Genomic DNA, 25,746 nt, shown 5'->3' on the forward strand with positions numbered 1-25,746 from the left:
CGTGCCGTCTCGGCGTCGTCATGAGGTTCGTGTCATCCAAGAAGCAGACCTCGTCCGATCGGCTCCAGCACGGTGATGCGCTGTTTGGAGATGAGCGGGCCGTCGGGCTCGGACGCGGCCTTCGCGGCCTTCCACCCCTCGTCGGCGGAGAACGACGCCCAGGCCCGCTTGCGCGCCGCATCGTCCGCATGGCGCGTGAGATAGGTCAGCATTCCCGTTTCGGTGTCGACGAAGACGCCGACGAGGTCGATTCCATGACCGGCAAAGCGGGGCGCCACTTCGGCAAGGAACCGCTCGCGTACCGCATCGGCCTTTCCTTCGGCATGTTCGTAGACGCGCAGGTCGTAGATCAATTCTCGCTCCCTCGAATTTGTCCGTCAGCCAAGGGGCACGCCGCCGCCTGCCAGGTCCTTGCGCAGGTCGGTGGGCAGGTTGAACAGGCGCGCCGCGTTGAGGCCGAGGATGTTGCGCTTCGACTGTTCGTCGAGGAACGGAAGGTCGGTGATCATCGACGGCAGGTCGAAATCGAAATGCGGCCAGTCGGACGAATACATGAGCTGCGTCTTCGCATTGATCATCTCGAACGTATTCTCGAGCGCCTTCTTGTGGGTCACCTCCATCGGCTGGGTGGTGTAGAAGCAGTTCTCGCGCATGTAGTCGCTGGGCATCCGCTTCAGTTGCGGCGCCTCGGACTGGCGCATCAGGTACTGGTCGTCGAGCCGCTGCATGAGGAAGGGCACCCAGGCCAGGCCGCTCTCGACCCATATGCTGTTGAGCTTGGGGAAACGCTCCGGGATGCCGTTCAGGATCCAGTTCGTCATGTGCACCATGTTGCACCAGACGAAGCCGAGCGCGTGCATGCCGAGAAAGCGGTTGACGGTGGCCAGCGACTGGTCCTGCCAGTGGTAGCCGGCGTGGAAGGCGATCGGCTTTCCGAGTTCCTCGATGCGCGCGTAGACCGGCATGTAGTCGTTGTGATGCACCGGCTTGTAGCGCGTGCTGGTGACGGTGAAGCCGACCACGCTCTTGAGGTGTCCGAACTCCTCCACCATGCGCACGCATTCGCTGGGCGTGTTGAAGGGCAGATAGATCAGGGTCTTGATGCGGTCGTCCGCGGCCATGATCTTGTCCATCGTCCAGCGCGTGTAGGCGCGGGCGAGCCAGATCTCCATTTCCGGCTGCGGATGCATGCCCAGAAACAGCATCGGCGTCGGGAAGACGATCATGTAGTCCGCGCCGAGACTGTTCATGGCGCGCCGCGTCAGCGTCACGTCACGGTGGACGCTGGTGTCCTCCACCTTCTCGCGCTGGTCGTCCTGGTGGGGTATGCGTCCGCCGACGCTCTGGTAGCGCAAGCCCAGATCGCCGTTCAGCCCGTAGGGCGGCGCGCCGATGCGCTGCTGCTGGTAGTTCATCGCGTTTTCGCGGACGACCGGATCCTCGATGTACTGGACGACCTCCTTCCAGGAGACGGTCTCGACGTGATGGGCGTCGACGTCGCAAACGAACCAGTCCTGCAGACCTCGCTTCATCGCGTCGCGGCGCGAATGCTCGAGCAGGTCGCGCGTGTCGGTGAAAATGCTGATTTCCTGCTCGCGGAGCGGGATCGCCCTCGGCGTCACGTCGCTCTTCATGGTCATTCCTTCTCGATGTCGGGCCTGTGGCGGAACCAGATCGACAGTTCCATGGGGCTCAGGTTCATGGCGCGCAGCAATTCGGACACCGCCGTCAGCAGTTCGGTCGCGGTGATCTCTTCGTCGCCACGTCCGTGCAGGGGACGAAAGGTCCTCTCCTCGCCGTCGGTCTTAGCGGCGTAGAGCCGGACCACGGCGGTCATGATCTTGGCGACCGCCTCGTCGGAGACGCGAGACTGTTCTCCCGCTCCGACCAGCGTCTTCGAATCCGCCAGCAGATCGCTCGCCATCTCGTCGATCCACGCATAGGGATCGTTGCGCCGCGCCAGCGCGCCGCGGACACGGTCGACGTCAAACGCGGACATAAATCTTTCCTTCGCGCACGACGTGCTCCGCGCGTCTGAGCGCGATCCGCGGATTGCCGGGATGCCGTCCCGTCTTCAGGTCGTATTCGTAGCCGTGCCAGGGGCAGACGATGTTTATCTCGGTCTCCGACTGCTGCATCATCCTGACCGTCCCGTCTTCGGCGACCGGCTCGAGGACCCTGCGGTAGATGCGTCCCTGACAGACGGGTCCGCGCATGTGGGCGCAACGGTTGAACCAGGCGTGGATCTCTCCCTGCACCCTGAAGACGCCGACCTGCTTGTCGCCGCACTCGACGACGAGCCGGCCCATCTCCGCCAGATCGTCGTCATCGCATACGTAGTATTCGGTCACTTTCGGCCTCCGGACACGCTCGTTCAGCCCGCCCGCGGGCCGGCGGGAGCGATGAAGATCCCGTCCTCGACGAAACGCCGGATGGGCTGGGCGTCCGAGCGGTCGGCCTGGTCGCCGGGCAGGGTGTCGTTGTACATGTTGATGGGATAGATCGGCTTGTCGTACATGGTCCGGAAGGCTTCGGACCGGATCTGGGTCAGCCAGTTCTGGCGCGGATCCATGCGGCGCCGGCGCAGCGCCTCGATGTTGATCTGCGCCGCGGTGACCGATTCACCCGGATAGGGAATCCGCTGCGTGATCGCGCCGTGGAAGTCGACCACCATCGAGTTTCCCGGATAGGCGTTCATCGGATTGCCGGGCACGTGCAGATGTCCGGGCGCGCAGGCCACCACCCACATCGTGTTAAACGCGGCGTGGGCGCGATTGGTGACTTCCCAAAGGTCCTGCGGCGGCGATCCGTCGGGCTCGGCCATTCCGCTCGACCGGATCAGCACCTCGCAGCCCTGCAGCGCCATGGCGCGCGAGTGTTCGGAATAGAACGCCTCGTTGCAGATGAGATAGCCAAGCTTGCCGATATCGGTCTCGACGACCGGGAACATGCACGACAGCACATCGCCTTTCTTGCGGCCGAACTTGCCGTCCATGAATTCGAGGTAGCGGTCCCAGACGTCGTGCGGGCTGACGTCGTCGCGGCCGCGATAGGGCAGGTAGGGGCAGTATTTGTGCCGCTTGTAGATCACCTCGCCCTGGGGATCGATGATGAAGCCGCAATTGAACGCGATGTCCTCGCTGAAGTCGGGCATCACCTCGTGCACGTTGCCGGCGATGTAGGTCTTGAACTCCCGCGCCCTCTCGGCGAGCGCCTCGATCTCCGGCCCGGGCACGGTGATGGCCATGTCCCTGGCCACCTTGGCGAAGATCGTGTCGTAGGGCGCGGCGTTGTCGTTCCAGCCTTGCAAGAATACTTCCGGAAACACGACGAGCTTGAGCGGCGCGTATCCCCTGAAGGCCAGTCTCCGGGCACCGTATCCGAACAGTTCCAGGCACCGGTTCAGGTTGGCCTCCCGGATCTGTTCGCGCTTCTCGATGCCGACGCGGTTGGTCTGCATCATGACGACGGTATAGAGATCGGACATCTATCGGACTCCATTCGTTTACTGCGTTCGGCGCTCACATGAAGCCTGGCAGGAAGGTGGCGATCTGGGGGAAAAGCAGCAGGATGAACACCATCACGATCTCGGCGGCGAGAAAGGGAAGGATCCCCTTGAAGATGGTGGAAAGCGGCACGTCCTTCGCGACCCCCTTGATGACGAAGACGTTGATGCCGACCGGAGGCGTGATCAGCGCCATCTCCATCGCGATGACCACGAAGACGCCGAACCAGAGCGGATCAAAGCCCAGATGCAGGCTCACCGGATAGAAGATCGGCAGCGTGAGCAGCAGAAGGGCGAGGGAATCCATGAAGGTCCCGCCGATCAGGTAGATGACGAGGATGATCAGCATTACCATGGAGGGATCCATGTCGAGCCCGATGACCCAGGACGCCGCGACATTCGGTAGCTGCGTCAGCGACAGGAACCGTCCGAAGATCGTGGCTCCGGCGATGATCAGCATGATCATCGCCGTGCTTCCGAGCGTGGAGCGAATGGCCTCCACGAAGCCCGCCCATTTCAACTGCCGTCGCGCCAGCCCGATCAGGATGATGGCGGTCACGCCGGCCGCGCCCGCCTCCGTCGGCGTGAAGAACCCCAGGAACAGGCCCCCCATGATGATCACGAAGATCGCCACGACCTCGCCGGAGTTGGAAACCGTCACGCGCAGCTTCTCCCTCCAAGTGGAAGAATCGGCGGGCGGACCGACGAGATCCGGCCTGAAGAAGGTGACGGTCGCGACGGTGATGACGAAGAGGGCGGTGAGGATCAGACCGGGGATCAGGCCGGCGATGAACAGCTTGCCGATCGAGTTCTCCGTCATGATGCCGTAGATGACGAAGGTGACGCTGGGCGGAATGAGGATGCCCAGCGAGCCGGCCGCCGCCACGCAGCCCGTGGCCAGCGCGTCCGAATAATTGTAGCGCCGCATCTCCTGGAGCGACACCGCGCCGATCGTCGCCGCCGTCGCCGGGCTGGAACCGCAGCATGCCGCGAAGGCCGCGCACGCCATCACCGTCCCCATGGCGAGACCGCCGCGCACCTTGCCGAAGAGGACGTGGCCCGCCCGGTACAGCCGTTCGCTGAGGCCGGTCTGGAACGCGATCATTCCCATCATGACGAAGAGCGGAATGACGGTCAGGGTGTAGGAGCTGAACACTTCCCAGGTGTCCAGCGCCAGCACGTTGAGGGCAGGCTGGAAGCCTATCATGTAGGCGATGCCGAGGAACCCGAGCAGCGCGAAGACGAACGCGATCGGCATGCCGGTCAGCATCACCCCCAGGAGAATGACGATCCCGACGAGACCGAGGGCGGGACCACTCATATCGTGGTTTCCTTCCCGGACCGGTCTTCGGACTGCTTCTCCCGCGGTGCGATCATCTGGATCCACAGGACGACCGAAAGGATCGCGAAGCCGCAACCGACCACGAGAATGAACGGGTAGTAGGGGATCGCGAGGGTCATCGACACCTCGCCACGGTTCGACAGGACGTGCGCGTGCTTGACGAGTTGCACGGCGATCACGGCGCAAAGCGCACCGGAGACCAAGAGCACCAAGCGATGAAGGATGTCGGTCACACGGCTGGGCAGCCAGGCCGTCAGCATCTCGACGCGGATGTTGCCGTCGCGCAGCTGATTCAGCGGCAGGGCCAGGGCGATCACCAGCGCCCCCATGAATGCAGTCAGCTCGTGCGCTCCGGTGACCGGCGTCTCGAAGGGCGGCCGCCGCAGGACGATGTTCAGCGAGGTCATCACGATCATGCCGACGAGGCATAGGGCCGCGAGGATCGCGAGGACGTTCGCCACCAGCCTCGCCGCCGCCATAAGTCGTCCTGCTTGCTGCTGCACCGCCTCACCCCGGTTGGTTTCGATTGCCGGCTCCGGGCCGGCGATGTGGGGACCGCCTGCGCGCGGTCCCCTGGAGAGCCCGAGGGTCGGCCGTCGCCGGCCGGTCCTCGAGATACGTGTCCTACTGGCGTTCCTTCATCGCGGCAGTAACGAACTCCAGGACTTCCGCGCCGGGCAGACCCTTCGCCTTCATCTCGTCCACCCATTGGGTGCGGATCGGCTTGAGCAGTTCCTCGAACTTGGCCTTGGCCTCGGGCGTCGGCTCGATGATCTCGTTGTCCTGTTCGAGCACGTAGGCCCGGCCGGCCGCCTGGGCATTGTCGAGCGCTTCGCCGAGCCGGACGACCGCCGCTTCGCTGGCCTCGTCGATCGCCTTCTGGACGTCCGGCGAAAGGCCTTCCCATTTCTGTTTGTTCATGGCGACCCAGAAATTGGCCGGGCGGATGTTGAGGTCGGTCGTGTAGTCGACGACCTCACCGATCTTCGCCGCCTGTACGGATGCGAGGTTCGACACCATGCCCTGAACGATGCCGCGCTGCAGCGCGAGGTAGGTTTCGCCGAAGGGCATTCCCACCGGCGTTCCACCGAGGGCTTCGATCAGCGGAACGTCGCTGCCGGTGCCGCGGATCTGCATGCCTTTCAGGTCTTCAGGCGTTCTGACCGGCTGCTTGGTGTGCAGGTAGCCGATCGCGTCGGTGAAAAGGTAGAGCAGATGGACTTCGTCCCACTCCTTCGGCTGATACTTCTTGTAGAAGTCCCACGTCACGAGGCTGGCCTGCCGGCTGCTCGTCCAGCCAAGCGGGATGTCGGCGATGCGCGTCATCGGGAACTGGCCCGGGTTCCAGCCCGATGCGGCCGCGGCGATGTCGGAAATGCCGTTGACGATGCCGTCATAAGCCTGAGGCCCGCTGGTCAGCGTGCCGCCGTAGTAGAATTCGATCTTGACCTTCCCGTCGGTCTTCTTTTCGACGTCTTCGGCCCACGAGCGTATGGCCTTGACCATGTAGTGTTCCGGCTGCTGCCAGATGCTGAACGACAGCTTCGTGACGTCCTGAGCCGAGGCGAAGCCGGTGAGCGCGCCAATGCAGGCAAAAACGGATACCACCAGGACAAGCAATCTCTTCATAACGCACCTCCCTATGTTGTTATATTCGCAACACTATTTTTTGTTTTGTTAATCTAGATCATGGACAATGGCAATTGTCAAACCAGAAGCCCGTATATCAGGTAAATCGGGCTTGAAGTATGTTGCTTATATCACAACAGAAACTATCGATGAGGAGCACTTGCATGCAACTGGATGGTCTGACCGCCGTGATCACCGGCGCCGCAACCGGGATTGGCCGCGCTTCCGCTCGCCTCTTCTGCGCGGAAGGAGCAAAGGTGGTGATCGCCGACATCAACGAGAAGGATGGGGAAGCGACCGCCGAAGAGATCAGGGCTACCGGCGGCAGTGCGATCTTCGCCAGGACCGACCTGACGCGACTGGAAGAGTTGAAAGCGGCGGTCGGAATGGCGGTATCGCGGTTCGGCCGGCTCGACATACTCTTCCACAATGCGGGCGTCGCCGGTCCGGGCCGGCTGTCGCTGACCACCGAGGATGCCTACGATCAGATCATGGCGATTCACATGAAGGCCGGCTTCTTCGGAGCAAAGTTCGCTGCCGCCGAGATGGCGAAGACCGGTGGCGGCTCGATCCTGTTCACCGGATCGGGCCTGGGACTTCGACCTTCGGGTCAGTCGCCTGCCTATTCCGCATCCAAGGCCGGACTGCTGATGCTGACGCGCTCCCTCGCGGTTGGCCTCGCTGCCGACGGAATACGCGTCAACGCGATCTGCCCCGGGCCGATCGACACGACGCCGCTCTGGAAGGGCGTCCTCGAACGGAATCCCGAAATAGAGAGCAAGGCCTATGCGGAGATGAACAGGCAGGTTCGTCCGATCAAGCGCATGGGCAATCCGGAAGAAATGGCGCGGGCCGCGCTTTTCCTCGTCTCGCCCGGTTCCTCCTACATCACCGGCGTCGCGCTGCCTGTCGACGGCGGCGGCTCCATGAGCTGATCAGCCGGGCGCGGCACGCGCGGCGTCGCGAAATTCGGGGCGACCGTCGCGGCTCATCCAGACCTGTCCGCCATTGCAGTCGACGATGTTTCCCGTGATCCATCCCGACACGTCGGAGGCGAGATAGAGCGCGATGTCCGCGATTTCCTCGGGCTGTCCCATGCGCTGCATGGGGACGTTGCTCAACAGCTGGTCCAGTTGTTCCGGTCCCCGGTTGCGGGACGTCCGCGGCGTCTCGACGAGGCCTGGCGCGAGGGCATTGACGCGAATGTAGGGGGCGAGTTCCAGGGCCATCGACCGCGTGAGACTGACGATCGCTGCCTTGGCGGCCGAATAGGCTGGCATGCCAGCCCACGGGATCGAAGCGGTGATCGACGCCATGTTGACGATGCTCCCCGACTGCCTCTCCCACATCACGCGCCCAACGGCCTGGCTGCAGAGAAACGTACTCTTGAGATTGACGGTCATGGTCATGTCCCAGTCCGTCTCCGAAATGCTGAGAAGACGGCCTATGCGGAAGTTCGAACCGCTCGCGCCACCGGCATTGTTGACCAGCACGTCGATCCTGCCGAACTGCGCGAGCGTGCGGCGAACCATCTCGTTGACCTGGTCGGCGCGCGTTACGTCCGTGCGGACAGCCAGCGCCTCCGATCCCTCTGCGGCGAACTGGGTAGCCAGTGCAGTCGCCGCCTCCTCGTCGAGGTCCGCGATCACCACCGTCGCGCCACTGGTCCGCAGGGCGACGCTGATCGCGCGACCGATGCCCTGGCTGCCTCCAGTGACGATCGCCACCTTGCCCTCCATGTCGAGATCCTTGAGTCGCATCCGCTCTTCCCTTCTCCGGATTTGCCGAACCGGCAACCGGACCACGGTGCCAGATGGGCTAAAAAGAGACGTGGTCCGTCTCTCTATTCGAAACTTTCCGCCAAACCCGGCGGAGCCCGCCTTTTGAGCGGTACGCCACGCAATGCTGTCAATCGTCGTGTTCGGGATCGCATGACTGAACCAGCGCGACGCATTGAATGTAAACATAAAATCTACTCGGCGGGCAACCGTCGACTGAGCACTCGCGGTGGAAAGCGAGGTCGCGCTTCACCCCGTGGGCGGCGGCGAAGTTGTTTGACTTCGCCAACAGGGGCAGGCATCTTCGGCATCGTTGCGTTTATGACAACGATTGGCCATGGCATTACCGGTCGAAAAATCGTCGCTCAAGACCGTGGAGAAAGCGGTTCGCATTCTCCAGGAGTTCTCTCACGACCGCCCGGAGATATCCGTCAGCGAACTGAGCCGCGCGCTCGGAATTCACAAGAGCATCGTTTCCCGGCTGGTTTCGACGCTGTGCCGGAGCTCGCTGCTTCACCAGGATCCGGAGACGCGCAAGATCCGCATAGGCGTCGGGGCGTTCCGCCTCGGATCGATCTACGCGAGCCGCCAGGAAATCGTCAGGAAGGCGACGCCGTTTCTCGCCACTCTGGTATCACGCATCGGCCAGTCGGCCCATGCGATGGTGCTGGACGGTTCCAACGGGCTGGTCGTGGCGACGGTTGAAAGTCCGAGCGCCCTGCGGGTCATCATGAGGGTCGGTGAGCACCGGCACCTACATTCGACGGCCAGCGGCAAGGTGTTTCTCGCCTTCTCCCCGCCGACCCTGCTCGAATCCATCGTCAAGGAGCCGGGCCTTGTCCGCCACACCCCGGCCACGATCACCGATCCTGACGTGCTGCGCATGGAACTCGAGACGGTGAAGGCGACACGTATCGGCTGGAACAACGGCGAGAACCATGCGGGTGCCGGCGGCGTCGCGGCGCCCGTTCTCGACGATGGCGGCCACGTGGTGACGACATTGTCCGTCGTCTATCCCCTGAACGTCCCCACGGAGGCTCAGAAGCAGGAGATCGCCGCGCAGACCCTCGCAGTCAGCGAGAAGCTGTCGGAGTATTTCCGTTCCGAGGGGCGGTCACGGTTGCGCAAGCAATAGCGCCCTCACAGCGGCTGCGACGCCGGTGCAAGGACGACTCTTTCGCGCTATGGATTCTCTGGGTCCTCTTGCGGTTCTCGGCACGGGGGACCGCTGCTGGGTCTTTCACGCGCGACCGCCTGGCGTCTTCGTGTTCGCGCGGCGGGAAAGCTGCTGGTCGGCGATGACGCCGATGAGGATGACGGACCCCATGACGGCGAAGTTGAGCGAACTGGGGATACCCAGCAGGTTGACGAGGTTCTGCAGAACCTGCAGCAGGACCACGCCGAGCACGACGCCGAGGATGGAGCCTTCGCCGCCGCGCAGGGAGCATCCGCCGAGCACCGCCGCGGCGATCGCGTAGAGCTCGTAGAAGTTTCCGTGCGAGGACGGCGAGATGGAACGCGTGTACATGGCGATGAACACCGCGGCCACGGCGGTCAGCCCGCAGCAGATGATGTAGGCGGTGATGATGACGCGGTTGGTGTCGATGCCGCTGTAGCGCGCCGCCTCCTCGTTCTTGCCGACCGCGAAGAGGTGCCGGCCGAAGACGGAACGGTGCAGGATGAATCCCATCACGACGGTGATCGCAAGGAAAGCGATCAGGCTGTGCGGGACGCCATAGAAGCGGCCGGCGGTCAGCCATTCCAGCATGGGAAAGCTGGCCCCGAACGGGAAGCCCGCGGTCGCGTCCTCGGTATAGTAGCGTGCCGCGCCGCGGTAGATCAGTAGCCCGCACAAGGTAACCACGAAGGGCGGCAGACCCATCCTCGAAATCAGGAGGCCATGGGCCAGGCCCATCAGGCAGCCGAGCCCCAGCACCACCGCGAAGGCGACGGCCGGGCTGACCGTGCCGTTCGCCACGAGATCAACGAAGACGACACCCAGCAGCGCGATGATGGAGCCGACGGAAAGCTCGATGCCGCCGGAGATGATCACGAAGGCCTGGGCGACGGCGAAGATGCCGAACAGGCCGATGAGGTTGGCGGTGTTGGCGAGATTGATCGGCGACACGAACCTCGGATTGATGATCGCGACGACCGTCCCGACCACGATGATGAGGACCAGGAGCCCGAGATCCTTGCGGCTGATCAGGCTGATCATGAGGTATGTCGTTCCAGGCGTGGCACGTGCGCGGCGGGGCGGCCGACCGCGAGCGACATGATCGCCGCTTCGCTCAGCGCATCCCGTTCCAGATGCCCCGAAATGCCACCTTCGTGCATGACGGCAACCCGGTCGCTGACCCCGATGACCTCTTCCATGTCGGACGATATCATGAGAATGCCGGCGCCGGCGTCCGCGAGTTCGCGCATCAGCCGGTAGATCTCGTTCTTCGCCCCGACGTCGATGCCACGGGTCGGCTCGTCGAAGATCAGCGCCTTCGGCGCCATCGACAGCCACTTGCCGAGAACCACCTTCTGCTGGTTGCCGCCCGACAGCGATCCGGCGGTAACCGACAACGACGGCGTGCGGATGTCCAGACGGTCGCGCTGCGAGGCGGCTTCCGCCTCCTCCAGCGCCAAATCGATCAGGCCGCGGCGCGAAAAGCGCGCGACGTTCGCGAGGGTGACGTTTGACCGGATCGGGAAGTCGAGCACGAGACCGGATCTCTTGCGGTCCTCGGGAACGAGGAAGAGGCGGCGTGCGATCGCCGCCCTCGGCCGGCCCGGCGGCAGCCGCGCGCCTTCGATCCACACCTCTCCGGCGACCGGCGCTTCGAGGCCGAAGACCGTGCGGGCGAGTTCGGTCCGCCCGGACCCGACCAGCCCCGCGAGCCCGAGGATCTCGCCACGCCGGACGCGCAGATCGACGGTGCGCCCGGGACGGTAGGACGTGCTCACGCCGCGAAGCTCGAGCACCGCCTCGCCGGGCGGGCCGGCGGGCGGCCGGTAGACGGTCGTGAGATCGCGGCCGATCATGTGCCTGATCATCGTGTCGGCGCGGATTTCGGCGCGGGTGAGTTCCGCCACGCAGCGCCCGTCGCGCAGCACGACGACGCGGTCCGCCGCCTGCTCGACCTCGGCAAGGCGATGGGTGACGAGGATCACCGCCACACCTTCGGCCTTGAGTCTCGCAACGACGGCCAGCAGGCGCTCGGTCTCGGACGCGGTCAGGCTCGACGTCGGCTCGTCCATAATGACGAGCCTGGCGCGCATCGAAAGCGCCTTGGCGATCTCGACGAGCTGCATCTGGGCCAGCGAGAGTTTCGAAACGGGCGTCGCCGCATCGAAACCGGCGCCGAGTTGGTCGAGGAGAGGTTGCGCGATCCGCCGCGTCCCGGCCTCGTCGACGAAGCGCAGGAACCCGCCGCGCAAGGGTTCGCGGCCGATGACCACGTTGGCGCCGGCGCTGAGGTTTTCGAAGAGATTGAGCTCCTGGTGCACGAAGGCGATGCCCGCCGCCATCGACCGGGAGACGGTCAGGTGGGTCATCGTCTCTCCGTCGAGCGCAATGGTGCCGCCGCTCGGCGCGACGACCCCGCCGAGTATCTTCATCAGCGTCGACTTGCCGGCGCCGTTCTCTCCGACGAGCCCGATGATCTCGCCGGGAGCGACGGAGAGGTGCACGTCATCGAGGGCCGTGACGCCCGGATAGGTCCGGGAGATGCCCTTCATCTGGAGAAAAGGCTCAGGCATGCGGATGGGAGACCTCGGCGGGAGAATCCATGTGTCCGGACAGGCCGGCCGGGAGGGTGATGGCCGGCCTGCGGCTAAGAGGCGTCAGCCGTTGATGCGCGCCTTCAGCTCCGCCTCGAAGGCGTCGACATTGTCCTTGTCGATCATCTTGGTGGGAACGATGATCAGTTCGTTCTCCGGCACGACCGACTTGTCGCCCTCCAGATACTTCGCCATCAGCTTCATGCCCTGATAGCCCCACTCGTAGGGATCCTGGACGACGGTGCCCGCGATTGTGCCTTCCCGCACGCCGCCGAGCGTGATCGGATCCTCGTCGAAGGCGATGATGGCGATTTCTCCGAGCTTGCCGGACTCCTTCAGCACCTCGTAGATGCGGGGCGGATTGTAGGAGTAGAAGCCGACCATGCAGTCGATGTCGGGGTTCGCCGCGAGTGCGTCCTCGACGTTGCGCTTGGCGCGCGTCATGTCTATGTCGTCGCCGCGAACGTCGATCAGTTCGACCTTCGAGCCGGCGATCGTCTCCTTCATGCCCTCGATGCGCTCGCGGGCATTGTCGGCGCCGGGCAGGCCGACGAAGCCGACGCACTTGCCGCCGTCGGGGAGGGCCTTCAGCGCGATTTCACCCGCCTGCTTGCCGGCGTCCGTGTTGGACGAGCCGATATAGGCGATGCGGTTGGTGTCGGGCGCATCGGAATCGGTGGTGAACAGCGGCACCTGGGCGCCGATGCGGTTGAGCGCGTCCGTCGAGGACTTCGGATCGACGGCGCTGACCATGATGGCGGAGACGCCGGCCGCGGCCAGGTCTTCCATCAGGCGTTGCTGGACCGCGGCGGCGGCCTGCTCGGGGTACTTGAACTGCAAGTCGTAGTTCGGCAGTTCGCCCTGAGCCTTCTTCACGCCGGCTTCGGCGAGCTTCCAGAAATCCGACGCGCCGTTCACGACGAAGGCGAGGGATTTCTTGTCCTGGGCAGTGGCGGCGCTCGCGGCCATGACGGCGGCAATCGCCAGGACGGCGGCGGATTCACGAAACTTCATGTTGATCTCCATGGAACAGAGGGAATTCGGCCCGCCCGCGCAGTCAGCGGAGCGGTCTGCGATCTGAACGCGGCCCGGGCCGGGCCCCGGGCCGCGGCAGACAGGTCATCCGCCGATGCAGCTGTCGGCGGTGTCCTGCATGCATTCGTCGAGGCCGGTGTAGATGATCGGCTCGACCGGCTTGCCGTCGATCATGTCGATCATGACGCTCGGCGCCCGATACCCCATCTCGAAGGGCCGCTGTCCGACCTGGACATGGCTGCGCCCCGCCTTCAGGGCCTCCATCTGCGGGGGAAGCGTGTCGCCCGCGACGATGACCATCTGCTTGGACTTCAGCTTGTCCATGACCTGGTCGGTGACCTGGGCGTAGGCCTGCGGCGCGAACTGGGCCCAGCCGCCGATGAGCATGAACGCGGTCAGGTCGGGATTGGCGGTGAAGGTGTCGGCCATCTGCTGGTTCGCGAGGTCGGCCTGGTCGTTGGTGAAGACGGGGCAGCCGGCGATCTCGGTCCAGCCGCCTTGTCCTTCGAGGCGTTCGATGCCCTTCTCGCCCGACAGCGTGTCGCGGGTGCCGGCGGCGCGCTGGTTGATGTTGTCGGCGGCGACGTTGCCGAGCTGCAGGCACACGGTGCCGCCTTCCGGCTTCAGCTTCTTCAGGTGCTCGGCGAACTTGACGCCCATCTGGTAGTTGTCGGTGCCGAGGTAGGTCGTGCGCAGGGCGGCGTCGTCGGCGCTGAGATCGGCGTCGATGGTCATCACCGGGATGGAGGGCGCCTTCTCGCGGAGCAACTTGGCCATCAGCGGCGCGTTCGACGGCGAGATCGCGATCGCCTTGACGTCAGGCCGGTTGAGCAGGTCCTCGACGATCTGGACCTCACCCACCTCGTCGGCGCTCGATGCGGGGCCGGTGTAGAAGCAGTTGTATTCGCTGCCCGCGTTTTCCTTGTTCCACTTCTGGCAGCCGAGATTGATCTGCTCGAAGAACGGGTTGTCGAGGCCCTTCACGACGATCGCAAGCGTCTTATCCTGGGCGAATGCCGATGCGGCGAACGCCAGGACGGCCGCGCCGGCCAGCATTAATCTGTTCAGTTTCATGTCAGTCCTCCCTTTGAGTGGCTACGGGTTACGGCTGATCGCACCGGCCACGGCGGCGCGATCCTCAGCCCGGGTACCAGACCTGCCGGGGATCATCCGGCGGCCGCACGTAATCCCAGGCGGAATCGATGAGTTTCGAAAGGTCGTACGAGGGGCGCCAGGCGAGTTCGGCCTTGGCCCGGGCGTTGTCCATCCAGTTGCTGACGTAGGGCCCGCGCACCGGCGTGGAGGGCAGACCGCGCGTGCGGGCGAGGTGATCGGCCACCGCGGCGTAGTCGACCGGCTCGTCCATGCAGATGTTGTAGAGGCGCTGGCGGGCGGCCGGGGCGGTGAGGGCGACGAGGATCGCCGCGACGAGATCGTCGACGTGAACGAAGTTGCGCCGGACCGGGGTTCCGTCCTCCTCCTGGAGCAGCGGCACCGCCCCGGTCTCGCGGCTGCGACCAGCGACCTCCGGCTCCACCATCGTCTTCCAGTCGGGCCCGCCGAACAGGTCGTCGCCGAAGGATAGGCTGTGGCGGAAGTCGTCCTTCTCCATGATCCACGGCGCGCGCAGGCAGCACCAGTCGATGCCGTACTGGATGCCGAACTGCTCCAGCATCACCTCCTCCAGCACCTTGGAGAGCGCGTAGCAGCCCGGATAGGCCATGTGCGGGGCGTCCTCGGTGATCGGCGCGGGATGGCGATGGAAGAAATGTCCGATCGCGGCATCGCCGCCGATCAGCAGGAAGCGCTGCGCGGACGGGCTGGCGCGGAATTCCTCGAGCAGCCAGAACAGGCCCTTCACGGTGACGTCCATAACGTCGTCTGGCGTCTCCTTGCAGGTGGCAAGGTGGACGACGTGGGTGACGTCGCGCAGCGCCTCGCGGCAGATTTCGCGGTCGGCGATCGAGCCCCTGACCACCCAAAGCGTATCCGTCTGCGGCAATGTGCGATTGTGGCAGAGCGCGCGGATGCCAACGTCGGGCCGCTCGGCCTGGAGGCGCCCGATAAGCGCCCGCCCGACTTTCCCTGTCGCTCCGGTGATCAGGACCAGCATCCGTTTCCCTCCCGGCATGCAGTGAAGAACAGGAAGGCGGGCCTGTCAATCATTTGTATGATAAATAGGATTAAACAGATTTGTATGTTGACGGCTCCGCCCGCTTTCCGGTACGTCCTCGAACGGGAGGAGCGGTGCGTATGAGCGTGTTGCGGCTGGAGGGAGTCTCGAAACATTTCGGCGCGATCCACGCGCTGGGCGGCGTGTCGCTGTCGCTCGAGCCGGGCGAGATCCTCGGCCTGATGGGAGACAACGGCGCCGGCAAGTCGACGCTCGTGAAGATCATCGCCGGCAATTTCCGCCCGAGCCAGGGCAAGATCTTCATTAGGGACAAGGAAACCGTCTTCCACGGTCCGCTGGAGGCGCGACGCAACGGCATCGAGATCGTCTACCAGGACCTCGCGCTCTGCGACAATCTCACGGCGGCGGTCAACGTCTTCCTCGGGCGCGAACTCACGCGCTCGATCGGTCCTTTCCGAATCCTGGACTATCCCGCGATGAACCGCCGCGCGGGGGAACTCTTCGCGGAGCTGAAATCGGAGACGCGTCCACGCGATGCCGTCAAGTCCATGTCGGGCGGTCAGCGGCAGGCGGTGGCGATCGCCCGCACGCGCCTGAGCGACGCCGACATCGTGCTCATGGACGAGCCGACGGCCGCCATTTCGGTGCGCCAGGTCGCCGAGGTGCTCAACCTGATCCGGGAACTGAAACGGCAGGGCATCGCCGTCATCCTCATCAGCCACCGCATGCCGGACGTCTTCGCCGTGACCGACCGCATCGTGGTGCTGCGACGCGGCAGCAAGGTCGCCGACAAGGCGACCGCTTCCACATCGCCCGAGGAGATCACCGGCCTCATCACCGGAGCCATCGAACATGCTTGACACGGGCAGGGCCGATCCATCCGCCGGCATGGCCGCCGCGATTTCGGGCCAGAGCCATTCGACGCTCGGCAAGCTGCTGTCGCAGCAGGCGTTCTGGGTCTTCCTGGCGGCGGTGATCGCATGCGTCTCGCTCTCGCTTGCGACCGAGACCTTCGCCACCTCACAGAACCTCTTCAACGTCACCCGCAACTTTGCCTTCGTGGCGATCGTCGCGCTCGGCATGACGGTTGTGATCATCTCGGGCGGCATCGACCTGTCGGTCGGATCGGTGCTCTGCCTCTCGGCGATGGTGCTCGCGATCACCATGAACGCGGGCTATTCGCTGGCGTTCGCTGCCCCGCTGGCTATCGCGGCGGCGCTGCTGGTGGGATTCATCAACGGCGCGCTGATCGCCTATCTGCGCATCCCGCCCTTCGTGGTGACGCTGGGAATGCTGTCGATCGCGCGCAGCGCGGCCATGGTGCTGTCGAGCAACCGGATGGTGTTCCAGTTCGGCCCCGACGAGAAGTTGCTGTTCTTCCTCGGCGGCGGTTCCGTCTACGGCATTCCAAATCCCGTCATCGCGCTCGTAGTCATGGCGCTGGCGACCGGCTTCATCCTCAAATGGACGCGCTGGGGCACGCACGTCTTTGCCATCGGCGCGAACGAGAAGGCCGCGACGCTGACGGGTATCGCGGTCACGCGGGTAAAGGTCAGCGTCTACATGTTCTCCGCCATGATGGCCGGCATCGCCGGCGTCCTTGAGGCAGGCTGGCTCGGCGGCGTCACCACCAATCTTGGCCAGTCCATGGAACTCAGCGTCATCGCCGCAACCGTTATCGGCGGCGCGAACCTCCTGGGGGGAGCGGGCACGGTGTTCGGCTCGGTGGTCGGCGCGGCGCTTATCGAAGTCATCCGCAACAGCCTCATCCTGCTCGGCATCAGCACCTTCTGGCAGGGCGCTTTCGTCGGCAGCTTCATCGTGCTTGCCGTTGCCTTTGACCGGATCCGGGCCTATCGCGAAAGCGACGGGTGAGGGCAGAGATACGTGCGCAAGAAAGACACCGGCAAGCAGGCGCAACCCGCTTCCGCGACGCAGGGTCCCCCGACGGAACGCGATGCGCCCAGAACACGCAAGGCACCCGAGACGCAGGCGTTGGCCCGCTACTCCGGCACCTTCGCACATACGACCGTGGCGAACGAGATCGGCTCGAGGATCGTGCGCGGCGACTATCCGCCGGGTACCTTCCTGCCGAACGAGGCGGAATGGTCGGCAATGTTCGGCGTCGGCCGCTCGGCGGTGCGCGAAGCCGTCAAGATTCTGATGGCCAAGAATCTCCTCGCGTCGCGGCCGAAGATCGGCAGCTGGGTGATGCCGCGCGAGCGGTGGAACCTGCTCGATCGGGACGTGCTCGGCTGGTATGCCGCCTCGCCGAACCGGTACGAATTCCTGAAGACGGTCCAGGAGTTCCGCTACATCATCGAGCCGGAGGCGGCCGCGATGGCGGCGCTGCGCCACGGACCCGGGCAGATGGCGGAGATCACCGCCGCCTGCCGCGAGATGGGCACGGCCCCCACGCTCGGGGAGCGCACGGCCGCCGACACGCGCTTTCATGTCGCCATATTGCGGGCAGCCGGAAACGAGTTGCTCCTGCCGCTCGGCGTGCTGATCGATTCGGCGCTGGAGCAGCTGTTCGCCTTCGTCACGCGGGAGGTGAACAACCTGCGCCACGCGCAGGACCTCCACGACGAGATCGAGAAGAACATCCGGCTGCGCCGACCCGACGCGGCCCGCAAGGCCGTCCGACGGCTGCTGGAGAATACCGATAGCATCATCGAAGGGCAGGACGCTGCCTGAGCGGGCATCGACTGTCGGCGGTTCTTGCACGGAGACTTGCATGGTCATCAGATCTCGATGACCGCCTTGATCAGGCCGGTCTTCTCGATGGCCCATCGTGGGATGTCCATGGCGGCGCGGGCGAGATCGGTGCGATGCGTGATGAGGCGATCGACCGGGGCGGAGCCGTCGCGGATTGCAGCCACGACACGGTCGAAATCCTGCCCGGTCGCGTTACGGCTGCCGAGCAGCGTCAATTCCTTGCGGTGGAAGTCGGGATCCATGAAGGCGATTGCCTCCTTCACCACGCCCACCAGCACGTAGCGTCCGCCATGTGCGACGTGTTCGAAGCCCTGCTCCATCGCCCGGGGGTTGCCGGTCGCGTCGAAGACGACGTCGAACCCTTCGCCTGAGGTGAATGTCCGAAGCGCTGCAAGCCCGCCGGCATCGGCCATGAACGGGGTTCCGCCGACGAACGAGGCGGCGAAGTCGGCCCGCTCTCCTTCGCGGTCGAGGATCGCGACGGCGGCGCCGGACAGGCGTGCGAAGAGCGCGACGCCGAGGCCAATCGGCCCGGCTCCCACGACGAGGACCCGGTCCTCCGGCGAAGCCGCTCCTCGTCTCACGGCGTGGGCGCCGATGGCGAGGAATTCGACCATGGCTGCCTGGTCGAGCGTCAGCCCGTCGACCGGCAACAGGTTTTCGGCAGGCACCGCAAGCAGCCCCGCCATGCCGCCGTCCGCGTGGACGCCAAACACGGAGATGGCCACGCAGCAGTTGGGCTTGCCACGCCGGCAGGCGATGCAGCGGCCGCAGGCGACGTAGGGATTGACCGTATAGAACCGGTCGGCAGAGAGGTTGGCGCCGGACGGCGCCTCGACGAGCTCGACCGCGAACTCGTGCCCCATGACCCGCGGATATTGCAGGTAGGGATGCTTGCCCTCGAAGATATGATAGTCGGTTCCGCAGATCCCGACGCGGCGGGGGCGCACCAGCACCTCGCCTGGCCGGGGCAGCGGTGCGGGACGCCGCTCGAGCCGGAGCTGGCCGGGGTCGACGCAGACGAGAGCTTCCATGGAATGCACGCGGGTTTCCTTCGTTCGACGCGGGGGCGCCGCGCCCGGCTCGCATGTGGAGGGGGCCGGACGAGCCGGCCCCCTCCGGCAATCACTGGAAGTCGGCCATGTTCGACTTGGTGACGAGGGCCGCACCGGAATCGATCAGCGATTCCACCGGTTCGCCGCGGATCGCCTTGACCAGCGCTTCGACGCCGAGCGACGCCATCTTGGCCGGGAACTGGGCCACGGTCGCGTCCTCGATGCCGGCTTCGAGCGCCTCGGCCTCGCCGCAGCAGAAGTCGAACCCGACGAGGATCGGCTTGGCCGCCAGATTTGCGTTCCTGATCGCCTGCGCGGCGCCGGCGGCGGGCGGGCCGCAGGCTGCGTAGATCGACTTCAGGTCCGGATTGGCCGTCAGGATGTCTTCGGCGAGGTTGATTCCCTGCTCTTCGGTGCAGCCCGTCGCGCCACGGCCGACGATCTTGACGTCGAGGCCGCCGAGCCCCTCGATCATTCCGTTGACGCGGTCGTCGAGCGACGGCACGCCCGGCACGCCTTCGAGGATGCCCATCGTGTCCCCCGGCTTCAGCACCGACTTCAGGTACTCGCCGGCGATCTTCCCGGCGGCGTAGTTGTCGGTGGTGGCGAGCGCGGTGCGTCCGTTCCAGCCGGGGATGTCGTTGTCCATCAGCACGACCTTGACCCCGGCTGCGACAGCCTTGTCGAGGGCCTGCGCAACCGTCGGGTCGACCGGCGTGAGGGCGATGCCCTGCACGCCCTGGGTGACCATCGATTCGATCTGGGCGATCTGCCCCTCTATGTCGGTGGCCGATGCCCCCTGGCCGAAGACCAGCTCGATGCCGGGGTTAGCCGCGGCATAATCCTTCGCCGCATTCTCCATCGTGGCGAAGAACGGCACCGGGAATTTCGTGATGAAGCCGATCTTGACCGGATCGGCCGCCCATGTGGGTGCCGCGACCGCCAAAGCGAGCGCCGCACCGGCAATGATTGTTCGGAACCTCACAATGCTCCTCCCTCTTTCGTGGACCGCCCACCTCGGGCGGCCTTCCACTTCCCCGTCCGTCCGAGGACGGTGAATCGCTCAGGCCTCGGCGCCGACGATCATCGACACGAGTTCCTGTTGGTTCGATCTGTCCGGCCTCAGCTCGCCGACCTTGCGCCCCTGCCGCAGGACGACCGCGCGGTCGGCGAGTTCGACGACATGTTCCATGTTGTGGGTGATCAGGATCACGGCGCTGCCCTCGTCGCGAAGATGGCGCACGAGGTCGAGCACCTTGCGCGATTCACGCAGGCCGAGGGCGGCGGTCGGCTCGTCGAGGATCACGACCTTGCGGGCGAAGACCGTGGCCCGCGCCACCGCGATGGCCTGCCTCTGCCCTCCGGACATCAGCGCTACCTGGGCGTCGAGCCGGGGCAGCCTCACCTTGAGCCGGTCGATCACGGAAGCGGCCTCGCGTTCCATCGCACGCGTGTTCAGGAGCCGCAGCCCGCGCGGCAGCCACGACGGAAACGACAGTTCGCGGCCGCAGTAGAAGTTCTGCGCCGGCGTCAGATTGTCGAACAGTGCCAGGTCCTGGTAGACGGTCTCGATGCCGGCCTTCTGCGCCGCGGCGGGGGATGTCAGTGCGGCACTTTTGCCGTCGAGCCGGATCTCGCCTTCGTCCAGCGCGTGCACCCCGCTGATGCACCGCACCAGTGTCGACTTTCCCGCGCCGTTGTCGCCCAACAGGGCGAGGACCTCGCCGGCCCAGGCATCCATGTCGACGCCCTTCAGCGCATGCACGGCGCCGAAGCGCTTGTGCGCGTCGCGGACCGACAAAACCGGAGCGGCGGCGCTCATTGGCCTCTCGCCTGGTTGACCCGGGCGCGCGCCTCGAGATGGTTGCGCAGCACGTCGGATTCGACCGCCACCACGATGATCAGGCCAATCGCGATCATCTGGAAGAAGATGCCGACGTTGAGCAGGTTGAGCGCGTTGCGGATGACGCCGATCATCAGCGCGCCGACGAGCGCGTGGCCCAGATGCCCCCGCCCGCCGAGGAAGCTGGCGCCGCCGATGATGACGGCGGCGATCGTGTCCAGTTCGAGCAGGTTGCCGTAGAGGGGGGAACTGGCGGCCGTGCGCCCCGAAAGGACCACGGCGCCGATGCCGGCGCACAGGCCCGCGATCAAGTAAGTGGAGACGACCACCCACTTGACGGGGATGCCCATCTCGACGGCGGCCTTCGGGTTGCCGCCGACGGCGTAGATCCAGCGGCCCCAGACCATGAACTTCGTCACGACGAGCAGGACCGCGGCGACCGCCGCCACGACGAAGAACGAATTGGGCAGGCCGAGCGCCGAGCTCTCGCCGAGCCAGGTGACGGCCGGCGGCATGCCGCGCATCGTGGTGTTGTTGATCGAGAACTGCAGCGCCAGGCCGCGGCAGATGCTGAGCGTCGCAAGGGTGATGATGAACGGATGGGGCAGGCGGCCGAAGACGTAGACAAGCCCGTTCACCGCGCCGACCAGGGCGCCGGCCGCCAGCATGGCCAACATCACGAGCGGCGCGGAGTCCACCACGCGAGAGACGAGCCCACCCATGACGGTGGCGAGCGCGAGGTTGGCGCCGACGGAAAGGTCGATGCCCCGCGTAAGGATCACCAGTTGCTGGCCCATGGCCACGATGGCGATGACGGCCGTCTGCGCGAGGATGTTGCCGAGGTTTCCGGGCTTGAGGAAGTTGGGCGTCAGGGCGCTGACGACCAGGACGAGAAGGAGCAGGATGAGGAGCGGTCCGACGTTGAGCAGCCGCAGTCCGAGCGAAAGCGCGGTCGGCCGGTGCGCGTGGGCGCCGCTGGCGCCGGAACCGGTCTCCATGACCGGTCCTCTCGTCGTATCCGCCAACTAGCCCTCCCCAGATCAGTTTCTTATAGAGAAAAAACCGATCGATGGTGCTCGTCAACTTGTTTTTTATGGTTTAAAATACCAAGAAGGTTGTATGGAGAACCGTGCGTGAAAACAGACACCGTCTTCAAGAAGGCCTTCAATGACGCGCTTGCGCTGATCGGGGAGCAGGACGAGGGAACGGCGCTGCTCTCCGAGAGCGCGCTCGCCGCGCAGCTCGGCGTGAGCCGCACGACGGTGCGAAAGGTGATCGCCGCGCTCAGGGAAGGCGGCATCGTGAGCGGCAGCGGCCGCGTTCGCAACGTTCATCCGGCCGACGGCGGGCTCCAGCCCTATCCGCACTCCGAGACCGTTCCCATGGCCGCGCAAGTGGAGGAACGGTTCATGGAGTGGATGCTGCGCGACAACGCGCGCCCCGGCACGGCCCTCAACGAACTCGAACTGGCGCGCAAGTTCGGCGTCGCGACAACCGGGATCCGCGAGTTCCTAAACCGCTTCCAGCGCTTCGGGCTGATCGAGAAACGTCCGAACGCGGGCTGGGTCTTCAAGGGCTTCACGCGCAGCTTCTCGCTGGAACTGTTCGAGATCCGCGAGATGTTCGAGCTCCGGTCCGCGCGCGCCCTGGCCGCACTTCCGGAAACCTCCCCCTTCTGGCGCCAGCTCGAGGCGCTACGGCTCGAACACCTGCAGCTGCTCGACCTCATCGATACCCGCTACCACGACTTCTCCGACCTCGACAGCCGGTTCCACCGCTTCATCAGTTCGGCCGCGCCGAACCGCTTCATTGACAGCTTCTACGACATCATCACGGTCATCTTCCACTACCACTACCAGTGGAACAAGCAGGACGAGCGCCAGCGCAACGAAGTCGCGATCAAGGAGCACCTCACCTACATCGACGCGCTCGTCAGCCGCAACGTCGCCATCGTCGAACTCGCCTGCCGCGCCCATCTTGCATCGGCGCGCGAGACGCTTCTGCGATCGACCTCGGGACAATAGCCGGGTCCGCAGCCGTCTCTGACTCCACGAGCCGCGATCGTCAGCACTGCCACGATGATGGCTCCTTGGCCGATGAACCGGACTTGATCGCCATGTCCGGGATGTTCATGCCGTTGTGGAGAACGCGAGAAAGAAGATCCGCCCGGTGCGCGGTCAGCTGAGCCATTGCCGGTCATGATGCCGATGCCGCCGGTCACCACTGCGGCAATCGCGTCGAAGATGAGGGTGCGCGGACGACGGCCCCGCCACGTACCAAGCAACGATCACCATCGCGGTCCATGCACAGCCGCATTGGCGCATCATCACCGGCCGAGCATGTTCCTTTCCACCGTGCGCAGGTGGGCGAGCATCGCCTTGCGCGCACCGTCGGGGTCGCGGCTGAGAAGGGCCGCGAGCACAGCGCCGTGTTCCTCGCAATAGATGCGCCGCCGGGTCTCGGAAAAGGACCGCTTCTTCATGTCGAACCATGGCGCCTGATTGCGCAAGATGCGCATCAGATTGTGGATCTCCTTGAGGAACTCGTTGCGGCTGCAGGAGAAGATACGGTGATGGAACTCCGCGTCCCACTGCTCGAAATCGGGCATTTCGCCCGCCGCGCAAGCCGCTTCGTGCGCTTCCCTCACGGCGTCGAGATCACCGGCGCTGGCGTTCGTCGCCGCGAACGCCGCCGCGGCCGGTTCCAGAAGCTGGCGGATCTCCATCATGTCTGCCGGGCTTGTTCCTTCCATCCGGGCGATGGTGGCAGCCATCGTGTTGGCATTTTCGCGCGCCACGAACGTGCCTCGACCCACCTGGCGGATCACGGTGCCGTCGCGCTGCAGCGAATCGAACGCACGGCGCACGGTGTTACGGGCCACGCCGAATTCTGCGGCCAGGTCCCGTTCCGGGGGAAGGCGCCCGAGCGACGACCATTCTCCGGACGTGATCCGATCCCTCAGCGCAACGGCGATGTCGTCGGCAACCATCCTGGGCATGCGGCTGACCAATCCTTGATCCTATTGTGAGCCATTCCTAACAGCCCCACGTGGGGGCCGTCCAGACGGCGCGCGAGCGGTGACGGTCAAAAAGCAGGTATAGGGCAGGGATGGGCCAAACCTGTCGTTCCGCCTGCTCCAGCAAGAACGACGCTTGCCAGGTGAACCAATTCCCGCTAGCGTGTCCTCAATAAGAGCCGAATGGTTCAATATTGGTACAGGGAGGAAGAGGTGCATGAAGGTCGCGACGTTTACCATCGCGGGCGAGCGCCGCGTCGGCGTGGTTGATCCGGATGCACGCATCGTCACGCCGTTCAGCCTCTCTGCCGAACAGGCCAGCCGCGGCATCGTCGCCCTCATCGAACGCAACGGCACCGGCACCCCGCGCACCCTGTCGCCAATTCCGCTCGATGCCGTGACGCTGGAGGCGCCGATCCCGCTGCCCGCGCGCAACATCTTCTGCGTGGGCAAGAACTACTTCGAACACGCCCACGAATTCGCCTTGAGCGGCTTCGATTCCAGCGCTTCCGGCGGGGCGGTCCCGAAGCATCCGATCATCTTTTCCAAGGTGCCGGAATCGGTCGTGCCGACCGGCGCCGACGTGGTGATCGACCCGCAGGTTTCCGTTGCTATCGACTACGAGGCGGAACTCGCCGTGATCATCGGCAAGGGCGGACGGGGGATTGCCCGCGAAAACGCCCTCGACCACGTCTGGGGCTACACGATCGTCAACGACGTGACCGCGCGCGACCTGCAAGGCCGATACAGCCAATGGCTCATCGGCAAGTCGCAGGACACGTTCTGCCCCATGGGGCCTTGGGCCGTCACCAGGGACGAGTTCGACCTCGAACGCGCATCCGTCCGCTGCTTCGTGAACGGCGAGATGCGGCAGAATGCGAAGGTCTCGATGCTGATCTTCGACATACCCACCATCATCGCCACGATTTCGCAAGGCATCACGCTGAAGCCCGGAGACATCATCGCGACCGGCACGCCGGTCGGCGTCGGCATCGGCTTCGATCCGCCGAAGTACCTCCGGTCGGGGGACTTCATGCGCGTCGAAATCGACGGTATCGGCGCGCTGGAGAACCGTGTCTCGGAGCGGACGGCATGACAACGGCGCAGGTCGGGCCGATCGTGGCGGAGGTCCAGGGGCAGGGCGCCCCGGTCGTCATGATCCATGGCCTCGGCGGCACCTCGAACATGTTCCAGCCGCAGATGGCGGCCCTGTCGAGCTTCCGCGTCATCCGCCTCGACATGCCAGGCTCGGGGCGGTCGCCGCGCCCGCTCGAACCGCTTACGATCGACGCGATCGCAGCGGCGGCCGTGAAGGCTATGGCAGCGCTCGGCGTCGAACGCGCGCATCTGGTCGGGCATTCGATGGGCACGATCGTCTGCCAGTGGATCGCCGCCCGTCAACCGGAACTCGTGCGTTCGCTGGTGCTGCTGGGCGCGCTGGCAGAACCGGGCGATGCGACGCGGCAGGGTCTGGCCGGCCGCGCGCGTATGGCGCGTTCCGGCGGCATGTCGGACATCGCCGACCAGATCGTGGCCGGAGCGCTGTCGGCGCATACCCGCGAGACTTCGCCCGCCGCCGTCGCCTTCGTGCGCGAGTCGATCACCCGGCAGGACCCCGAATCCTACGCCATGACCTGCGAAGCGCTGGCAAAGGCCCAGGCGGTCGATCCCAAGCGGATCGCCGCCCCCGCGCTCCTGATCACCGGCGACGACGACGCGGTCAATCCGCCGGGCGTGGCGCGCTCGCTCGCCGACGCCATCAGGCATGCATCGTTTTCTCCAGTGGACCGCTGCGGCCACTGGGCTACTGTAGAGGCTCCGCAGGAGATCGGCCGCAAGCTCGTGGATTTCCTGCACCGCGCGGGATCCTGAGGAGGAACGGGTTCTTCGCGCGCGACTGCCACAATTCGGGAGGATGAC

27 protein-coding genes are annotated in these 25,746 nt (G+C 65.2%); 8 read left to right on the plus strand and 19 right to left on the minus strand.

Annotated features, from left to right (window positions below):
* Window positions 1-32: 32 nt before the first annotated feature.
* The 8 genes from ABGN05_RS19530 to ABGN05_RS19565 all read right to left on the minus strand — a co-directional run bounded on the left by ABGN05_RS19530 (window position 33) and on the right by ABGN05_RS19565 (window position 6,476).
* The gene (locus ABGN05_RS19530; protein WP_367955710.1) at window positions 33-353 is read right to left on the minus strand and encodes an NIPSNAP family protein; all 321 of its coding nucleotides are present in this window, start codon (window positions 351-353) and stop codon (window positions 33-35) included.
* A gap of 24 nt (window positions 354-377) precedes the next feature.
* A complete protein-coding gene (locus ABGN05_RS19535) occupies window positions 378-1,640 on the minus strand; it encodes an amidohydrolase family protein (protein ID WP_367955711.1) in 1,263 nt (420 codons plus the stop codon).
* On the minus strand, window positions 1,637-1,999 hold the full coding sequence (locus ABGN05_RS19540; RefSeq protein WP_367955712.1) for a hypothetical protein: 363 nt from the start codon (window positions 1,997-1,999) through the stop codon (window positions 1,637-1,639). Before ABGN05_RS19540 ends, ABGN05_RS19535 begins: the two co-directional genes overlap by 4 nt.
* Complete coding sequence (locus tag ABGN05_RS19545; protein WP_367955713.1) at window positions 1,986-2,351, minus strand: Rieske (2Fe-2S) protein; 366 nt, start codon at window positions 2,349-2,351, stop codon at window positions 1,986-1,988. The genes ABGN05_RS19540 and ABGN05_RS19545 overlap by 14 nt, the downstream gene beginning before the upstream one ends.
* 23 nt (window positions 2,352-2,374) lie before the next feature.
* Entirely contained in the window at window positions 2,375-3,487 is a 1,113-nt protein-coding gene (locus tag ABGN05_RS19550) for a nitrilase-related carbon-nitrogen hydrolase (RefSeq protein ID WP_367955714.1), read from the minus strand.
* 34 nt (window positions 3,488-3,521) lie between these two features.
* Entirely contained in the window at window positions 3,522-4,826 is a 1,305-nt protein-coding gene (locus ABGN05_RS19555) for a TRAP transporter large permease (RefSeq protein WP_367955715.1), read from the minus strand.
* On the minus strand, window positions 4,823-5,308 hold the full coding sequence (locus ABGN05_RS19560; RefSeq protein WP_367955716.1) for a TRAP transporter small permease: 486 nt from the start codon (window positions 5,306-5,308) through the stop codon (window positions 4,823-4,825). The genes ABGN05_RS19555 and ABGN05_RS19560 overlap by 4 nt, the downstream gene beginning before the upstream one ends.
* A 163-nt stretch (window positions 5,309-5,471) precedes the next feature.
* A complete protein-coding gene (locus ABGN05_RS19565; protein ID WP_367955717.1) occupies window positions 5,472-6,476 on the minus strand; it encodes a TRAP transporter substrate-binding protein in 1,005 nt (334 codons plus the stop codon).
* Window positions 6,477-6,640: 164 nt separating this feature from the next.
* Here ABGN05_RS19565 and ABGN05_RS19570 point away from each other — a divergent pair, with 164 nt between their 5' ends.
* A complete protein-coding gene (locus tag ABGN05_RS19570) occupies window positions 6,641-7,411 on the plus strand; it encodes an SDR family NAD(P)-dependent oxidoreductase (protein WP_367955718.1) in 771 nt (256 codons plus the stop codon).
* Here ABGN05_RS19570 and ABGN05_RS19575 read toward each other — a convergent pair whose 3' ends face one another.
* Window positions 7,412-8,236 (minus strand): SDR family NAD(P)-dependent oxidoreductase, encoded by an 825-nt coding sequence (locus ABGN05_RS19575; protein ID WP_367955719.1) that lies wholly within the window; start codon window positions 8,234-8,236, stop codon window positions 7,412-7,414. It abuts the gene before it with no gap.
* A 355-nt stretch (window positions 8,237-8,591) separates the two neighbouring features.
* On the opposite strand from ABGN05_RS19575, the gene ABGN05_RS19580 reads away from it, so the two are divergent.
* A complete protein-coding gene (locus tag ABGN05_RS19580; protein WP_367955720.1) occupies window positions 8,592-9,389 on the plus strand; it encodes an IclR family transcriptional regulator in 798 nt (265 codons plus the stop codon).
* Between the two features lie 105 nt (window positions 9,390-9,494).
* Here ABGN05_RS19580 and ABGN05_RS19585 read toward each other — a convergent pair whose 3' ends face one another.
* The 5 genes from ABGN05_RS19585 to ABGN05_RS19605 all read right to left on the minus strand — a co-directional run bounded on the left by ABGN05_RS19585 (window position 9,495) and on the right by ABGN05_RS19605 (window position 15,173).
* Window positions 9,495-10,460: an ABC transporter permease gene (locus ABGN05_RS19585; protein ID WP_367955894.1), complete on the minus strand. Its 966-nt coding sequence runs from the start codon at window positions 10,458-10,460 to the stop codon at window positions 9,495-9,497.
* A gap of 8 nt (window positions 10,461-10,468) precedes the next feature.
* Window positions 10,469-12,004: a sugar ABC transporter ATP-binding protein gene (locus ABGN05_RS19590; RefSeq protein WP_367955721.1), complete on the minus strand. Its 1,536-nt coding sequence runs from the start codon at window positions 12,002-12,004 to the stop codon at window positions 10,469-10,471.
* Between the two features lie 84 nt (window positions 12,005-12,088).
* Window positions 12,089-13,039 (minus strand): sugar-binding protein, encoded by a 951-nt coding sequence (locus tag ABGN05_RS19595; RefSeq protein ID WP_373695951.1) that lies wholly within the window; start codon window positions 13,037-13,039, stop codon window positions 12,089-12,091.
* A 105-nt stretch (window positions 13,040-13,144) separates the two neighbouring features.
* On the minus strand, window positions 13,145-14,134 hold the full coding sequence (locus tag ABGN05_RS19600; protein WP_367955722.1) for a substrate-binding domain-containing protein: 990 nt from the start codon (window positions 14,132-14,134) through the stop codon (window positions 13,145-13,147).
* A 64-nt stretch (window positions 14,135-14,198) separates the two neighbouring features.
* A complete protein-coding gene (locus ABGN05_RS19605; protein ID WP_367955723.1) occupies window positions 14,199-15,173 on the minus strand; it encodes an NAD-dependent epimerase/dehydratase family protein in 975 nt (324 codons plus the stop codon).
* 140 nt (window positions 15,174-15,313) lie between these two features.
* Here ABGN05_RS19605 and ABGN05_RS19610 point away from each other — a divergent pair, with 140 nt between their 5' ends.
* From ABGN05_RS19610 to ABGN05_RS19620, 3 genes are read left to right on the plus strand one after another with little or no spacing between them, the layout of a single operon-like run.
* Window positions 15,314-16,054, plus strand: coding sequence for an ATP-binding cassette domain-containing protein (locus tag ABGN05_RS19610; RefSeq protein WP_367955724.1), 741 nt, complete (start codon window positions 15,314-15,316; stop codon window positions 16,052-16,054).
* Between the two features lie 28 nt (window positions 16,055-16,082).
* A complete protein-coding gene (locus ABGN05_RS19615; RefSeq protein WP_367955896.1) occupies window positions 16,083-17,069 on the plus strand; it encodes an ABC transporter permease in 987 nt (328 codons plus the stop codon).
* 12 nt (window positions 17,070-17,081) lie between these two features.
* A complete protein-coding gene (locus tag ABGN05_RS19620; protein WP_373695952.1) occupies window positions 17,082-17,891 on the plus strand; it encodes a FadR/GntR family transcriptional regulator in 810 nt (269 codons plus the stop codon).
* A 47-nt stretch (window positions 17,892-17,938) separates the two neighbouring features.
* Here ABGN05_RS19620 and ABGN05_RS19625 read toward each other — a convergent pair whose 3' ends face one another.
* The 4 genes from ABGN05_RS19625 to ABGN05_RS19640 form a co-directional block, all read right to left on the minus strand.
* Window positions 17,939-18,946 carry a zinc-binding alcohol dehydrogenase family protein gene (locus ABGN05_RS19625; RefSeq protein WP_367955898.1) on the minus strand — a complete coding sequence of 336 codons (1,008 nt, stop codon included), beginning with the start codon at window positions 18,944-18,946 and terminating at the stop codon, window positions 17,939-17,941.
* 91 nt (window positions 18,947-19,037) lie between these two features.
* On the minus strand, window positions 19,038-19,937 hold the full coding sequence (locus ABGN05_RS19630; RefSeq protein ID WP_367955899.1) for a sugar ABC transporter substrate-binding protein: 900 nt from the start codon (window positions 19,935-19,937) through the stop codon (window positions 19,038-19,040).
* 93 nt (window positions 19,938-20,030) lie between these two features.
* Complete coding sequence (locus ABGN05_RS19635; RefSeq protein WP_367955725.1) at window positions 20,031-20,789, minus strand: ATP-binding cassette domain-containing protein; 759 nt, start codon at window positions 20,787-20,789, stop codon at window positions 20,031-20,033.
* Window positions 20,786-21,835 (minus strand): ABC transporter permease, encoded by a 1,050-nt coding sequence (locus ABGN05_RS19640; RefSeq protein WP_367955726.1) that lies wholly within the window; start codon window positions 21,833-21,835, stop codon window positions 20,786-20,788. The genes ABGN05_RS19635 and ABGN05_RS19640 overlap by 4 nt, the downstream gene beginning before the upstream one ends.
* Before the next feature lie 108 nt (window positions 21,836-21,943).
* Between ABGN05_RS19640 and ABGN05_RS19645 the strand changes: the two genes are divergently transcribed.
* Window positions 21,944-22,834: a GntR family transcriptional regulator gene (locus tag ABGN05_RS19645; protein WP_367955727.1), complete on the plus strand. Its 891-nt coding sequence runs from the start codon at window positions 21,944-21,946 to the stop codon at window positions 22,832-22,834.
* Window positions 22,835-23,136: 302 nt separating this feature from the next.
* On the opposite strand, the gene ABGN05_RS19650 is transcribed toward ABGN05_RS19645, so the two are convergent.
* Window positions 23,137-23,808, minus strand: a complete 672-nt coding sequence (locus ABGN05_RS19650) for a FadR/GntR family transcriptional regulator (protein ID WP_367955728.1) — start codon at window positions 23,806-23,808, stop codon at window positions 23,137-23,139.
* Between the two features lie 235 nt (window positions 23,809-24,043).
* Here ABGN05_RS19650 and ABGN05_RS19655 point away from each other — a divergent pair, with 235 nt between their 5' ends.
* Both ABGN05_RS19655 and ABGN05_RS19660 read left to right on the plus strand, forming a co-directional pair.
* Window positions 24,044-24,922 (plus strand): fumarylacetoacetate hydrolase family protein, encoded by an 879-nt coding sequence (locus ABGN05_RS19655; protein WP_367955729.1) that lies wholly within the window; start codon window positions 24,044-24,046, stop codon window positions 24,920-24,922.
* Window positions 24,919-25,698 (plus strand): alpha/beta fold hydrolase, encoded by a 780-nt coding sequence (locus ABGN05_RS19660; protein WP_367955730.1) that lies wholly within the window; start codon window positions 24,919-24,921, stop codon window positions 25,696-25,698. The genes ABGN05_RS19655 and ABGN05_RS19660 overlap by 4 nt, the downstream gene beginning before the upstream one ends.
* Window positions 25,699-25,746 lie beyond the last annotated feature (48 nt).

Origin of the sequence: Aquibium pacificum (assembly GCF_040839445.1) — a bacterium.
GTDB classification, from domain to species: Bacteria; Pseudomonadota; Alphaproteobacteria; order Rhizobiales; family Rhizobiaceae; genus Aquibium; species Aquibium pacificus.

What these genes read in the sequence shown, in the direction of transcription:
- ABGN05_RS19535 (WP_367955711.1), bottom strand. Translation starts at nt 1,640, where the DNA reads ATGACCATGAAGAGCGACGTGACGCCGAGGGCGATCCCGCTCCGCGAG.
- ABGN05_RS19540 (WP_367955712.1), bottom strand. Translation starts at nt 1,999, where the DNA reads ATGTCCGCGTTTGACGTCGACCGTGTCCGCGGCGCGCTGGCGCGGCGC.
- ABGN05_RS19550 (WP_367955714.1), bottom strand. Translation starts at nt 3,487, where the DNA reads ATGTCCGATCTCTATACCGTCGTCATGATGCAGACCAACCGCGTCGGC.
- ABGN05_RS19555 (WP_367955715.1), bottom strand. Translation starts at nt 4,826, where the DNA reads ATGAGTGGTCCCGCCCTCGGTCTCGTCGGGATCGTCATTCTCCTGGGG.
- ABGN05_RS19565 (WP_367955717.1), bottom strand. Translation starts at nt 6,476, where the DNA reads ATGAAGAGATTGCTTGTCCTGGTGGTATCCGTTTTTGCCTGCATTGGC.
- ABGN05_RS19570 (WP_367955718.1), top strand. Translation starts at nt 6,641, where the DNA reads ATGCAACTGGATGGTCTGACCGCCGTGATCACCGGCGCCGCAACCGGG.
- ABGN05_RS19575 (WP_367955719.1), bottom strand. Translation starts at nt 8,236, where the DNA reads ATGCGACTCAAGGATCTCGACATGGAGGGCAAGGTGGCGATCGTCACT.
- ABGN05_RS19580 (WP_367955720.1), top strand. Translation starts at nt 8,592, where the DNA reads ATGGCATTACCGGTCGAAAAATCGTCGCTCAAGACCGTGGAGAAAGCG.
- ABGN05_RS19590 (WP_367955721.1), bottom strand. Translation starts at nt 12,004, where the DNA reads ATGCCTGAGCCTTTTCTCCAGATGAAGGGCATCTCCCGGACCTATCCG.
- ABGN05_RS19595 (WP_373695951.1), bottom strand. Translation starts at nt 13,039, where the DNA reads ATGAAGTTTCGTGAATCCGCCGCCGTCCTGGCGATTGCCGCCGTCATG.
- ABGN05_RS19600 (WP_367955722.1), bottom strand. Translation starts at nt 14,134, where the DNA reads ATGAAACTGAACAGATTAATGCTGGCCGGCGCGGCCGTCCTGGCGTTC.
- ABGN05_RS19605 (WP_367955723.1), bottom strand. Translation starts at nt 15,173, where the DNA reads ATGCTGGTCCTGATCACCGGAGCGACAGGGAAAGTCGGGCGGGCGCTT.
- ABGN05_RS19610 (WP_367955724.1), top strand. Translation starts at nt 15,314, where the DNA reads ATGAGCGTGTTGCGGCTGGAGGGAGTCTCGAAACATTTCGGCGCGATC.
- ABGN05_RS19615 (WP_367955896.1), top strand. Translation starts at nt 16,083, where the DNA reads ATGGCCGCCGCGATTTCGGGCCAGAGCCATTCGACGCTCGGCAAGCTG.
- ABGN05_RS19625 (WP_367955898.1), bottom strand. Translation starts at nt 18,946, where the DNA reads ATGGAAGCTCTCGTCTGCGTCGACCCCGGCCAGCTCCGGCTCGAGCGG.
- ABGN05_RS19635 (WP_367955725.1), bottom strand. Translation starts at nt 20,789, where the DNA reads ATGAGCGCCGCCGCTCCGGTTTTGTCGGTCCGCGACGCGCACAAGCGC.
- ABGN05_RS19650 (WP_367955728.1), bottom strand. Translation starts at nt 23,808, where the DNA reads ATGCCCAGGATGGTTGCCGACGACATCGCCGTTGCGCTGAGGGATCGG.
- ABGN05_RS19655 (WP_367955729.1), top strand. Translation starts at nt 24,044, where the DNA reads ATGAAGGTCGCGACGTTTACCATCGCGGGCGAGCGCCGCGTCGGCGTG.
- ABGN05_RS19660 (WP_367955730.1), top strand. Translation starts at nt 24,919, where the DNA reads ATGACAACGGCGCAGGTCGGGCCGATCGTGGCGGAGGTCCAGGGGCAG.